General features: G+C 43.5%; 7 protein-coding genes. 2 read left to right on the top strand and 5 right to left on the bottom strand.

Going from position 1 to position 14,607, the window contains the following annotated elements:
* Positions 1-1,807 (bottom strand): TonB-dependent receptor plug domain-containing protein (locus AAGC65_RS06205; RefSeq protein WP_343111554.1); only part of this gene is annotated, 1,807 nt, incomplete at its 3' end.
* Between the two features lie 195 nt (positions 1,808-2,002).
* Positions 2,003-3,601, bottom strand: coding sequence for a serine hydrolase (locus tag AAGC65_RS06200; protein WP_343111553.1), 1,599 nt, complete (start codon positions 3,599-3,601; stop codon positions 2,003-2,005).
* A 155-nt stretch (positions 3,602-3,756) separates the two neighbouring features.
* Here AAGC65_RS06200 and AAGC65_RS06195 point away from each other — a divergent pair, with 155 nt between their 5' ends.
* A complete protein-coding gene (locus AAGC65_RS06195) occupies positions 3,757-6,207 on the top strand; it encodes an outer membrane beta-barrel protein (RefSeq protein ID WP_343111552.1) in 2,451 nt (816 codons plus the stop codon).
* 164 nt (positions 6,208-6,371) lie between these two features.
* A complete protein-coding gene (locus AAGC65_RS06190) occupies positions 6,372-8,777 on the top strand; it encodes an ABC transporter permease (protein WP_343111551.1) in 2,406 nt (801 codons plus the stop codon).
* A gap of 54 nt (positions 8,778-8,831) precedes the next feature.
* On the opposite strand, the gene AAGC65_RS06185 is transcribed toward AAGC65_RS06190, so the two are convergent.
* From AAGC65_RS06185 to AAGC65_RS06175, 3 genes are read right to left on the bottom strand one after another with little or no spacing between them, the layout of a single operon-like run.
* Positions 8,832-9,923, bottom strand: a complete 1,092-nt coding sequence (locus AAGC65_RS06185) for an efflux RND transporter periplasmic adaptor subunit (RefSeq protein WP_343111550.1) — start codon at positions 9,921-9,923, stop codon at positions 8,832-8,834.
* 7 nt (positions 9,924-9,930) lie between these two features.
* Positions 9,931-13,176, bottom strand: coding sequence for an efflux RND transporter permease subunit (locus AAGC65_RS06180; protein ID WP_343111549.1), 3,246 nt, complete (start codon positions 13,174-13,176; stop codon positions 9,931-9,933).
* 7 nt (positions 13,177-13,183) lie between these two features.
* Positions 13,184-14,566: a TolC family protein gene (locus AAGC65_RS06175; protein WP_343111548.1), complete on the bottom strand. Its 1,383-nt coding sequence runs from the start codon at positions 14,564-14,566 to the stop codon at positions 13,184-13,186.
* Between the last annotated feature and the right edge of the window lie 41 nt (positions 14,567-14,607).

Below are 14,607 nucleotides of genomic sequence, written 5' to 3'. Positions count from 1 at the left end.
CAAATTTTGGCGACAGTGCAGTTTGACCGTATCCGGCAGAGGTTACATTGGTTGAGTTATTCAGGATACCTTTGTTCTGAAACCTGTCTATACGCAAGCTCATCAGGGCCAATAAATTATCGGTGATGTTCAATACATCGGCAGCATAAGCACTATACGTATAAGTATCGGCTTTACTGGTTAGCACGGTACCGGCAGGGCGGTTGGCATAGGCAGAGTCTACCTTGTTTTCATTAAAGTTATAATAGGTGTTACCCGGGTTGGTAACACTTACAAAATCAAAAAGGTCATTAATTTTTGTGCCTTTTGCCGTAACATTGGCAAAACGGTTAAAGGTAATGTTGGTGCGGGCGTGGAAATAATCAAGGCCTGCGGTTAGGCGGTTTCTTAAACCTCCGATCTTAAAATCGCCGGTGATATTTTCTTGTAGTTCGGCGTTTAGGTCTGTTCCCTGTGGTTCCCATACCATGCGCTCCAGGTATAATGGGTCGGTATAAGAAGCAGAACCAGTAAGTGATCTAACGGTTGTGCCCGGAATAAGGTAAAAATAAGGAGCCGAGCCGTCAGATGAACTGGTAGTAACGCTGAAATTGGTTTGCGATTTCCAGTTTGATGCGATCTTGTAATCCATCTGCCCAAACACGTTGGCATTTTGTCCTGTCTTCTGCACATCATTGCCCGAGAATGAGCTTTTGTAATTGATGGGCACCTGACTTGCATTATTTACACCCAATGCCGATACCGGAGAGGTGGCGCTGGTATAAATATACAGGTACTGACTTCCGCCGCTTTTTAGCGTGTTAAACTCGGCATCAAGATTAAATGATAGCTTATCATTGGCTTTATAGGTGAAAGATGGCGCTAACAAAAAACTTCTTCTAAAACCATTATCCTGAAAGTTATTCTGGTAATTATAGGCTGTATTCACCCGGAATAATACCTTTCCGGCAGAGTCAAGCGGTGTATTATAGTCGGCACTGATGCGGTTTAATCCGTAACTGCCGCCGTAATAGGAAACTTCGCCTGCTGTCGCCGAAAACGGCTTTTTGGTTACCCGGTTGATCATGCCACCATAGGAGGTAAGCGAGTTGCCAAATAAAGTAGCCGATGGACCTTTAATTACTTCGATGGCCTCTACGTTTGCAGCATCGGTTACGGTGGTGATATTTCCGGCAAGACCGTTCCTCAATTTAGCCTGGGTGGCAAAACCACGTAAAACAAATTGAGTGCCTCCGGAGCCTGCACGGCTGGTGGCTTCAAACAACTTAGTAACACCTGCCGCGTTTTTCAACGCGTCATCAATGTTGTTGATCTGCTGATCTTTCAACAGCTCTTTGCTTATGCTGGTATAAACCTGTGGGTTTTCCATATAACTAAGCGGCATTTTGGTAACGTAATTACTTGTTTTACGGGTAAATTTGTTGGTTCGGCCCGAGCTGATAGTAACTTCCTGCAGGCCGTTATTGTTGATGTTTAATTTGACAGTGGGTACTGTGGTAGTTTGCCCGGCGGTTACATCTACGGGTACAAATTGCTTTTGGGCGCCAACCTGCGAGATGATGAGTGTATAATGGTCGGCTGTTACTTTAAGCTCATAATTGCCATGATCGTCGGTAATGGTTCCGGTTTGGATTTCTTTTATGCTAACTGATATGTTGTCGGCAGCTTGGCCTTCAGAGGTTTCTACCTTTCCTTTAAGGGAACCTTTGGCGGTTTGAGCAGCAGCATGAAAATTGCAAATAAGCAGAGATAATGAAAGCAGGAACAAGAACCTGATAGTTCTGTAGGGGAGTAGGTTTTTTATCATTTTATTTAGACTAATTCAAAACAGTGCGAAATTAGTATAAATTTTATGACAGCATAAGCATTCTTAATAATTTAATCGTTGAATAAAGAAGAGAGAGGTTTTAACAATAAGATGTTATATATCAGCTGATCATGATGATATTACTCATCATGATCAGCTGTCACAAATTGAAAAATTAAAGAATCGTTTGTTGTGTTAATTGGTTTTTCCATGAAGTTCAACCTTGTTTTTTCCATAACTAAAGCTGTTCTCCATCTCAGCAATTAATTGCTGACCATCAAAATGACATGTGATGATTTCTGTATGTGGGCTTTCAATATAGCGCAGTTTTAATTGTAAGGTATTGCTGTCATTCCATCCATAGCTGCCCTCTACTTTGTAAGGAAGTAATAATGAAAAATCTTCCCGCGCTGCTGCAACCAAGCCCGGCCCAGGCATAGCTGTTTGACCGGGTAACCATTTGCCCGTTTCAAAATCAAGCGCATAGCTTGCAGAATCATTTTTTAAAGTGACACGGCACACCTTATTGGTAATGCTGAAAGCTATAGAACTTATATGTAGATCATTAGGTTCAATAGTAAATGTTTTATTGAAAATGTTATTTATATTGTCGCTGGCGTTAGCTGCCGGAGGTAAGCTTAACATAGCTAAATGTTTTTCAAGTTGATCATCACTGGCTTTTGAAGCGGGCAAAGCCTTTTGATGGATGGATGGCAGCAAATATTTCCATACCAAATTAAGTTCGCCCTGCATATCACTTGTTTCTGAGGTGATAGCGATAACAGCATCCTGATCGGGCATTACAATAATATACTGGCCAAAGGCACCGTCGGCCCGGAACGCGTTGTTGCGGCACCGCCAGAACTGATAGCAGTAGCCCTGCATCCAATCGCTTGAGTCTCTTTTACTTTGAGCCACGCCTGGAGCCTGATCAATTTTAAAAGTGGTAGCTTCTTCAACCCATTCTTTGGGTAATATCTGTTTGCCGTTCCATTGGCCTTTTTGTAAATACAACATGCCAAGCTTGGCCATATCTTCGGTTTTTACACGTAAACCCCAGCCACCAGTGTTGATTCCCTGTTTATTTATTTCCCAATCAATTCTCTTTATACCCAGCGGATCAAACAGGCGAGGTTTAAGATAATCAACTACTTTTTGTCCGGTTACCTTTTGTACAATGGCCGATAGCATGAACGTTGCCATAGAGTTATATAAAAACACACTGCCGGGTTTGTGGGCTATAGGCACAGCCAGGAATGCCTTAACCCAATCATCCTCTTTTCCTGCAATGGCCATAGTAGGTTCAACAGCCTGCCCAACACTCATGGTTAGTAGATCCTTTACCGTAAGTTCGGCAAGGTAGGGTTTTATGGTATCGGGCAAACTGCCTTTAAAAAAGGAGATTACCTTATCATTAACCGACAACCGTTTTTCGCTTACTGCAAAACCAACGGCTGTAGAGGTGAAGCTTTTGCTGCAGCTGTACAAGCTGTGCCTTAGAGAGGGTTTATAGGGGTTCCACCAGCCCTGGGCAATCAATTTGCCATGACGCAAAAACATAAAACTATGAAACTCATGCTTGCTGTGTGCTGCCGCGTTCAAAAAGCTATCTATCCCCGCTGCCGAAACACCCTCAGCTTCTGGCGTGCTTACAGGAAAAGCGTTTGTTTTTTGAGCATAGAGTACATTGTTAAAAAACGCAATACAAAAGCCTGCGGTAAACAGGTGTTTTATACAGAATTTAAACCATGATGATATTTTGGTTTGCACTATCAAAACATTATTGGCAAGCATGCTGATAATTTTAAAGGTTTATGACTGACGTGAAAATAAGGCTTTTTTGTGTTATCAGCAGATATTGACTGAATTTAATAATTTGAAAACGTTATTTTTCTGTTAAAATAATAAATAAGTGTAACGCTAATGATAAATTAGGTGTCTTAATAGACATGAAATTATTTTACCTGTTTTCTGTAACCTTACTTACGCTTTTTGTATTTCATATTGCCGATGCTCAAACAAGCGATGGTAAAATTTCAGGATCGGTATTAGATGATGCCAGAAAACCACTTGATGGTGCTACCGTGATCCTGCTTATCGCAAAAGACTCAGTCGTGGTAGGTACCAAGCTGGCCGATCAGGATGGTAGTTTCAGCTTTCAAAACTTAAAATATAATACCTATGCGGTAAAGGTAACTTATATAGGTTATAAAAACTATAAGAGTGATCCTGTAGCAGTAAGCGGACAAAAAACAGTTAATCTACCGGCATTCATTTTATCTCCGGTTGGTAAAAAGCTGAATGAGGTATCCGTAACCGCCAAAAAATCATATATAGAGCAAAAGATCGATCGTACGGTAATTAATGTTGGCGCGTTGATATCCAATACCGGGGCTAATGCCTTGGAAGTGCTTTCAAAAACACCCGGCGTACAGGTAGATGCTGATGGTAATATTACCTTTAAAGGAAAGAGTGGTGTAATGGTGATGATTGATGATAAGCCAACCTATCTTTCGGCAGCCAACCTGGTTACTTATCTGCGTTCATTGCCTTCATCGTCATTAGACCAGATAGAGCTGATGGATAACCCGCCGGCTAAGTATGATGCCGCTGGAAACGCGGGCGTGATCAATATCAAAACTAAAAAAACAACTACGCGGGGATTTAACGCGGTAGTATCGGCCAATTTAGCACAGGGTTTTTATGGTCGTACGGATGAAAGCATCAACTTTAACTACCGGATAGATAAGGTTAACTTTTTTGCTAACGTGGCCTATAACAAGCAAAAAACCTTTAGAAGGTTGGAAATTGACCGCAATTATTTTGATACTGACGGCGAACCTACCTCATCATTAAAGGATATTTCATATTTCAGGCCGTCAAGCAACAATACCAATATTAAGGCTGGACTTGATTTCTTTGCATCGCCAAAAACAACCTGGGGTGTGGTGTTTACCGGAACTATTTCTCATGATCATGACAGCAGCCCGGTATATAGTTTACTTTATAACAAAACCGGCGAGTTGGATTCAACCATCAATACCCTGAATACATCAACCAACAAGTTTGACAGCAAGGGCGTAAACCTCAACTACACCCATAAGTTTGACAGCACCGGCAGAACTTTTACGTTCGACCTTGACTATATTCGCAATGTAGCCGGCAGCAACCAGATGTTTTTAAATAATACCTTTTTACCCGACGGCACTTTAACCAATTCATCTATATTAACAGATAACCTGCCATCTACTATCAATATTTATTCGGCTAAGGCAGATTATACTCATCCGCTTAAGGGAAAAGCCAAATTGGAGGCCGGGTTTAAAAGCAGCTATGTGAATACAGATAATGCCGCCAACTACTTTAACGTGATTGATAACGTAAGTGCTATTGATTATAACAACACCAACAGGTTTTTATACAAGGAAAATATCAATGCCGCTTATATCAATTTCAATAAGGACTTTGGCCGGTTCTCCTTGCAAACTGGTCTGCGATTAGAGAATACCAATGGCTCAGGCCATCAGTTGGGTAATGCCCAAAGGCCTGATTCATCATTTGTTAAGCATTATACTAATCTTTTCCCAACCGCTTATTTTTCTTATAAATTGGATACTGCGGGGCACAACACGCTGGTACTATCCTATGGCCGTAGGATAGGCAGACCAAACTATGGGAGTTTAAACCCCTTTACTTTTTTTGTAGATAAGTTCACCTATTTTTCAGGCAATCCTTTTCTAAAACCACAGTTTACCGATAATTATAAACTGGCCTATAATTTTAAAAGTCTGTTTACCGTAGCGGTAGCATATAATCATGCCAATGATGTTCAAAACGAAACCATTCATAAAGATGGTAATGTATTTATTAGTACCACCGGCAATATAGGCCAGCAAAAAACGATTGACTTTTCAATCAACAGCAATTTACAGCCTGCCAAATGGTGGACGGTTAATTTATATGCCGAGGTGTATAACAATACCTACGAGGGAGAATTTTACACAGGCTATCTGCATGAGTCAAAAACTACATTTAGCGCCAATGGTAATAACCAATTCACCTTATCAAAAACGTGGAGCGCGGAATTGAGCGGCTTTTTTAATACCAGCGGCACTTATGGTCAGTTTGTTTCTATTCCTACCGGCATGCTTAATGCTGCAATTCAGAAAAAGATACTGAACAACAAAGGCTCTGTTAAATTCAATGTTCGCGACGTTTTGAAATCATTCAGCCCGAGCGGTACTATTACCAATATTGTGGGCGCAACCGCAACCTATCATAATTTTGTAGATACGCAGGTAGCAACCCTCACATTTACTTATAGCTTTGGTAAAACCATAGATGTACCCCATAAACGCGAAACAGGCGGCGCTGGTAGTGAACAGGATAGGGCGCATTAAGCCAGCGTAGACTAAAACCGAACACCATTTGCATCAGAAACGAACACTTGTAATTAATGTGTGTCGTTTTAAGTGCCATGTAATCAGTTTGTTATGTAGATGGCATTTGTTTTGGCATTAGCTTATTGAATAAATAAAGGTTCTGATCAATAAATCCGGCGGACATGTTAAAAAACTACTTCAAAACAGCTCTTAGAAACTTTTACAGGCACAAAAGCAACGCTGCAATCAATATTGCAGGTTTGGCCGTAGGCTTTGCCGCTTTTCTTTTAATATTCCTGGTGGTGCAGTATGAACAAAGCTTTGACCAGTTTCATGCCAAAAAGGACAGGATATACCGTGTTGGCAGGGCCGGTAAAAACCCAGATAAGAATGGATACCGTACAGGTGTACCAGTTCCTGTAACTGCTGCATTGCGAACCGAACTTTCGCAAATTTCAAATGCTGCCGCGATTGCTAATGAAGATAACGTACAGGTTATAGTTCCGGGTAAACAGGATGCCACATTAAAAAAGTTCAAGGAAGTAAGCGGCGTGTTTTTTGCCGAACCACAGTTTTTTCAAATATTTGATTTTAGTGTGGTTGATGGGGATATCAAAACCGCACTTAGCGAACCTAATACCGTAATGCTGACCAAAGCTACAGCCATCAAATACTTTGGCGACTGGCATGGCGTAATTGGCAAACAACTTAAAATGGACGGGAACCTGGTGAAGGTTACCGGTGTACTTGAAAACCCGCCTGCTAATACTGATTTTCCGATAAAAGCGATAGTGTCTTATATTACCGTTTCCAGGCATAATGATAAAAATTGGTCGGGCATTAACGATGGGAATTATTGCTTTGTTGAGCTTGGCCCTAACAATACCTTAAACCAGCTGAGCCAGGCAATTGCCGATTTTACCAGCAGGCACATCAGGCCTGTAAATCCTGATTATGACCTAACGCTTCAACCGCTGAGCGAGCTGCATTATGATGAGCGTTATGGCAATTTCACCGGGCGCACTTTTAGTAAAGATCTTATATTGGCGCTTAACCTGATTGGTTTGTTCCTGGTTATTGTAGCTTGTGTAAACTTCATAAACCTTACTGTTGCACAAGCCATTAACCGCGGCTGTGAAGTTGGCGTAAGGAAGGTATTGGGCGGAAGCAGGGCACAGTTAATGGCTCAATTCTTAGGCGAAACCGCCATCACCAGTTTTTTTGCCTTTCTCATTTCCCTGGTTATCGTGATGTTTTGTCTGCCCGCTATCAATAATTTATTGGACATTCATCTTTCTGTTTCCATGCTTTATGGAGCTAGGTTGATCCTGTTTATGATTAGCGCGCTGATATTGGTGTCGTTTATATCCGGATTTTATCCGGCACTGGTATTATCCGGATTTAAGCCGGTAATTGTTTTGAAAGGCGACGGTTTGGGTACTGATCAAAAAAAGGGAGTTTTATTCAGACGGGGGCTGGTTGTTTTTCAGTTTGTGATAGCGCAGGTGCTCATCATTGGTACACTGGTGGTAACATCACAAATGGATTATTTCCGTAACACCGATATGGGGTTCAGAAAGGATGCGGTTATTTACGCGAGTTTCCCAACCGATAGCCTCAGCCGTACTAAAATTGATTACCTGCGTAACGAGCTGTTGAAAGTTCCGGGCATTCAAAAGGTGGGTATGAGCATGTTTTCACCATCTTCAGATGGCGGGGGATGGGCCACCGATCTGCGTAAGGAAAGCAACAAGACCGACAAGTCGGATATGATCGTGAACATAAAGCTTACTGATCCCGACTTTTTCAATGTATACGATATGCAGATGGCTGCGGGCAGGTCATACTTTTCGGCGGATACTATGCGGGAGGCTGTAGTAAATGAAACCCTGGTCAAAAACTTAGGCATCGGTAACGCTAAAGACGCCATAGGGCAGCGTATAAACATTAATGGAAAAATTTTGCCTATAGTAGGCGTAGTTAAAGACTTTCATTCCAACTCGCTTCGTGATGCCATTGGCCCTTTGGTATTTTCAACCATGAAAAAAGGGTATAGAATGGCCAGCATGCAGATAGATTTGAGCAAAACAAAATCTATAACTGCCGATTTGGAAAAGATATGGGGCAAATCATTTCCGGAATATACATTTGAGTATAGTTTTATGGATCAAACCGTAGCCAATTTTTATAAACAGGAAAATCAGCTTTCACAGTTGTATAAAATATTTTCGGGTATTGCTATTTTTATCTCCTGCTTAGGATTATATGGCTTGATTGCCTTTATGGCCGTTCAGCGTAAAAAAGAGATCGGTATACGTAAAGTGCTTGGGGCACCTGTAAAGGATATATTGGTGCTGCTGTCAAAAGAATTTACCTTATTAATTATAGTGGCATTTTTAGTGGCTGCGCCCATTGCCTGGTATTTTATGCATCAATGGCTGCAGGCGTATACTTTTCATATTGCTATCAGTATTTGGTTTTTCGCCATCACCATGCTATCCTCTATTTTTATTGCCTGGCTCACGGTGGGTTACACGGCCATAAAAGCCGCGCTGGCGAATCCCGTAAAGAGTTTGAGAACCGAATAGACTGGTTAGAAAAAATAAAAGGCTGCTTCTGTTCCGGAAGCAGCCTTTTTGTTTTTAGTTTATTTCATCGCCTTCTTTAGTATCATCATTGGCGTGGGTTATCACGTAGTCTTCGGGCTTTAGGTTGCCGAACACTTCTGTCTTATCTTTATTGGTCAAACCCTCTTTAACATCAATCAGGCAGGCTTTTTTGTTCCTCACAGCAATAACATATTCCCGTTCGGTTGATCGTACAATAGCGCCATTGGGTACTAATAATGATTTGGCGCCCGATAACATCGGTATCTCTACTTCGGCATACATGCCCGGTTTCAGATCGTTGTTTTTGTTAAGCACATCGATCTCAATAGCTTCAGAACGCATACTGCCCAGCGCATTGGCCGAACGACTTATTTTGGCCGTTTGCTGCACTCCGGGCATGGCGTTAAACGTAAAGTTTACCGGTTGTTTAAGGTCTACCTTATCCACATAGTTTTCAGGGATGGCTACCTCCAAACGCATTTTTTTGGTATCCTGCAATACCAACATAGGCTGATCGGAAGCTTTGCCTGGCGAAACCAATGCTCCAGGAGATACATTACGCTGAACGATAACACCATCAAACGGCGCGTAAATACTCAGGTAGCCCTGCATGGTTTTAACTGATGCCACATTTGATTTTTCGGCCTGGGTAATGGCTTCATCAGCTTTCATGCGGGATATGGCGTTATCCAGCTCAAGGGGCGAAACAGAGCCGGGCTCGGCGGCAGCTTCTTTCAGGCGCTGATATTTTTCTTTACTCGCATTGGCCGTTTCCTGCACCTGCAGATACCGGGAGTTAGCAGACTGCAGCTGTGATTCCATTTCGGGTGCTTCAAGGGTAAGCAGTAACTGCCCCTTTTTTACTTCGGTACCGCGGTCAACAAAAATATCTTTAACAAACCCGTTTACCCTCGGGAAAATATTAACCTCGTTAAAGGGGTTCAATTGTCCGGGCAGGCGCACGGATGATGACAGCGCTTTTTCTACGACATTGCTGGTTGCTACTCGTGGAGTCGAGGATGAACTGTGTGTTTCTGCTGCGGTAAGGTCAACCGGCTTTTGGTTGCCCGAGCAGGCGTATAATGAGCAACATATAGCTGCTAATAGTGGTGCTTTATATTTCATGACGGTGTTATACATTTAGGGTTTCAGGTTCGTGTTCTGGTTCGTTTTCGGGCATAAGGGCAGGCGATGCATAGGTTGTTTTATTTTGTACCCACGCAAATACCTGCGGCAGTATAAATAATGCAGCTAAGGTGGATGCTATCAAGCCGCCAATAACTGCCCTGCCAAGCGGAGCTGATTGCTCACCGGCTTCGCCCATTCCCGATGCCATAGGGATCATACCGGCTATCATAGCCATACTGGTCATGAGTATGGGCCTTAAACGTACCGACGCGCTGGTGATAGCTGCACGGGTGGCATTACGATACTCGAGCCGCAGGTTTTCCGCATTGGTTACGATCAAAATAGCGTTAGCTACAGATACACCTACTGACATGATCATGCCCATGTATGATTGCAGGTTGAGCGTTGAACCCGTGATCAGCAGCATTAGCAATGAACCAAATACAACCGCAGGTACTGTGCTTAATACCGTTAACGATACCTTGAATGATTGATAATTGGCTGCCAGCAATAAAAAGATCACCAATATGGCAAACAATAATCCGTTTTGAAGGCTCGACAAGGTATCGATCAGCAAGCCCGACATACCGCCTATGGTAGCCACCAAGCCCTTTGGCGGTGCGCCAACAGCACTTATGGCTTTTTGAACATCATTGGTAGCCTTAGCCAGATCGATTTTATAAATGTTGGCACTTACAGTAACAAAGCGCCGCGGGCCGCTGCGGTCATATTCGCCGGGAACGTAGCTGGTTTTAAAGGTAGCTATATCATTAAGTACCGGGGTGCTTTGACCTTTTACCAGTGGTATCTCTTTTAGCTGATCCATCGTGTTCATTACATATTCGGGTACTTGTACCTGCACCTGATAGGTGTATGCGCCTTTCTCGTCCAACCATAAATTCTTTTCAGTAAAGCGGCTTGATGAGGTGCTCGCGGTAACTGAGCGGGCTATATCCTTAATATTCAAACCAAGCTGCGCGGCCTTCAGCCTGTCAAGCGTAATGCCTATCACCGGGAAACGCAGCGGCTGCACTATCTGCACATCGCGCAGGTAGCTGATCTGCTTTAGTTTGCTTACAACCTTGTTAGCATAACCTTCAATTTGCTGCATATCTTTCCCGGCTATCTGAACCTCAATAGGGGTAGATGCACCCTGGCTCATGATCTTTTCGGTCATGTCAATCGGTTCAAAAGTTACCTTAAGTTCGGGCAGCTCATAGGCAATGTTTTTACGAAGCGCATCTTTGAGCTCATCAAGGTTTACCTTATAATTTTCATCAAGGTTTATCTGTAAAACAGCCTCATGCGTACCCGTGTTAAAAATGTACAGGTTACTACTGCCGTAGCTGCTGGGAACTAAACCAATATAGCCCGATGAGATCTCTACATGGTTATTCACCGTTTTGTTAATGATCTGCAGTACCTGTTTAAACTTATCTTCGGTACGCTCAAGCCGGGTACCCTCAGGTTCTTTAATACGCATCTGAAACTGGCCATTATTGAGCTTGGGCATCATATCCTTACCAATTACCACAAAGCATATACCGGCCAGCGCAATTACAATAACCAGGTACGCGGGTACGATGAGCTTTTTACGGGGCATCCATTGGGATAAAATTTTGGTAAAACCGGTTTTTACCCGCTCAAAAAAATCATTCTTTTCGGGCTCATGCTCCTCATGGTGCCCATGTCGGTTTATTTGGATGATCTCATCGTCATTAAGTCCCTGGCCCGCGTGGGCGTGTACGTCATCATGGTGGTAATGCTGGTATTGTTCGGCTTTGATCAACCAATTACTCATGATGGGGACTACCGTTTGAGCCAATACATAGGATACGATCATGGTTAAGCCGATAGATAACGATAGTGGCAAAAACATGGCCTTAGGCACACCGCTCATCATAAATGATGGTGCGAATACAGCCAGGATACAAAGCAAAATAAGCAATAGCGGAAAAGCGATCTCCTCGCAGGCATCATAAATAGCCTGGCGTTTGTTTTTGCCCATTTCCAGATGCTGGTGTATGTTTTCGATGGTTACCGTTGCCTGGTCGACAAGGATACCGATGGCCAGCGCCAGTCCGCTCAGGGTCATGATGTTAATGGTTTGCCCGAACAGGCTGAGCAGCAGCACTCCGATCAGGATAGATACCGGGATGGTGATCACCACGATCAGGCTGCTTCGCCAGTCGCGAAGAAACAGTAGTACCATCAAGCCGGTAAGCAGTGCGCCCAAACCACCTTCGGTCATGAGACTTTTTACCGCATTCACCACAAACACCGATTGATCAAAGGCGTACGAGATCTTCACATCATCGGGCAGCAGCGACTGCATTTCGGGGAGCTTGGCTTTCAGGTTTTGTACCACTGTCCAGGTAGATGCATCGGCCGTTTTTACCACAGGTATGTATACCGAGCGTTTGCCGTTGATAAGGGCATAATCCACTGTAACATCCGCAGCATCAGCCACTCGGGCTACATCCTTTACAAAAATAGGTACACCTTTTTTAGTTTTTACGGGTATGCTGCCAAAATTGTCGGCGGTTTTAATAAGCGAGTTCATAGTGGTGAGGTAGATGGTGTTATCCAACCTCAAATTACCCGAAGGCGACATCACGTTGAATTTAGATAAGGCATCCACCACCTCGTCGGGTGTTAAATTATAACTGCGCAGTTTATCAGGATCAACACTGATGGTTATTGACCGGGCATTGGCGCCAAAAGGAGGGGGAGCCGATAAACCGGGGATTGTAGCAAACATGGGCCTGATGCGGGTAGCAGCCAGGTCATAAATATCTTTAAGGCTGCGGGATGGGCTCGAGAAAACCAGTTGCCCCACAGGCAATGACGAAGCATCAAACCTGATAACCTGTGGGGGCAAGGCACCAGGCGGGAAAAAACTGGTAGCCCGGTTTACCTGCAAAGCCACCTGGGCCGAAGCTTCGGCCATGTTAGTGCTTTCGTAAAACTCCAGTTTAATGAGGGTTAAGCCCTGTATGTTTTTACTGGTGATATTTTTAATACCATTGATATACAAAAACTGGTTTTGCAAACCGGTAGAGAAGAAGCCCTCCATCTGCTGCGGCGACATGCCCCCGTACGATTCAATAACATATATAGTTGGCAGATTTAACTGCGGAAAAATGTCTATCGGGATTTTTATAGCGCTGATTACGGCAAATATTAACAGGCTAAGTGTAACTACTATAGCTGTTATTGGCCTTTTAAGCGCGGTGGTTACCATTGACATAGCTTAATTAATTAAAAAGGTTTAACACTGAACTAACTTGGTTGGCCGTAACCGCTTTTTGGAACAAAGCGCTTGAATACGCGTATTTGGCCTGCGCGTAATCCGTCTCGGCGCGATAAAGGATATTGAGCGCGGCGTTGAGTTCAATAATATCGGTAAGGCCGCTTTTATACAACGAAAGCTTTTGACGATAGCCTGCAGTAGCTGCCCTGAGCTGATCGGGTATCTCCACCAGGCGTTGCTTGGCGGTATTCAGCTCAACATCGGCCTGGTTAATGCTTACGTTAAGCAGCTTTTTTTGCTCTTCCAGTTTCTTTTGGGCGTAGTAAACCTCCGCTTTTTGGGTGCGGACTTTCAGTTGCCTGCGGCGGATATCAAACAGATCAAACGAGACACCTATGCCAACCAAATAGTTGCTGCGGTCAAAACCCCAGCCGCTGGAGAGGCTGTTGAAACGGTCGTTAGCATCTATGCTCGAACCACGGCCCCAGGCGGCGGCTTCAAACAATATTTTAGGATTATACTGCTTTTTGACAAGTTCTTCTTTTTGAAAGCTGTTTTGCAAAAGTGATTTGTAATAACTTATAACCGGGTGGTTTGCCGTGTCCGGACTGATAACCGAGGCATTTATAGCTAAATTCTTTTCGGCATTGGTATCGGGTACTATAGATTGATAGGGCAGGCCGCTTACGGCAGACAACTGTAGCTGTACCTGTTTATACTGATTGTTCAGTTCAATATAGTTTAATCGGGCTTTCGAGAGCTCAGCTTCGGCAATACTGGTATCCACGCCGGGCCTTACGCCGCTTTTAGCTAATGACTGTATAGATCGCCTGATCTGTTGGTTGCGGGCAATGTTGCGTACCTGTATGGCCAAATAGTTTTGCAACCTGAGCAGTTGTAGGTAATATCCTATGGTATAAGCCTGTAATTGGTACTTTGATTGGGCGAATTTGTTTTGCTCAACACTAATGTTTGATGAGGCTACCTTGTTTTGAGCGGCGTATTTGCCAAAATTGTAAATCTCCCAATCAACCGAGGCAATACCTAGGTTGGTAAGCGAGGCGCTGGTATTGCTTTCTGTACGTACCCCGCGCGAGTTGGATGGGATAATACCAAAGCCAAAATAGGGGCCCGCGGTGTTGTTGTTGGTGCCAACATCGGCCTGATAATTTAAATGCAGGTTAGGCAGCCAGTTGCTGCGGGTTTCGGCTGCTTCATTTTGACGGATGTTGATAGCCGCCGAATCGGTTATTAACGTAGGGGCGTTTTCATCTACCCGGTTCAGTAACTCTTTTAAAGTAACCGGGGTAGCTGATTGCTGAGCATAAGTACATATTGCGTAAAAAAGTAATATGGCTATGCCCACGCATCGTTTAAGATCGAGCATCTTAGTATGTTATTTTAAGAAATTTGATAATGAATAATAAA

This window comes from Mucilaginibacter sp. (genome assembly GCF_039207105.1).
Lineage (GTDB): Bacteria > Bacteroidota > Bacteroidia > Sphingobacteriales > Sphingobacteriaceae > Mucilaginibacter.
The sequence above is the reverse complement of the archived record's forward strand: the minus strand, read 5'-3'. Positions and strand labels throughout refer to the sequence as shown.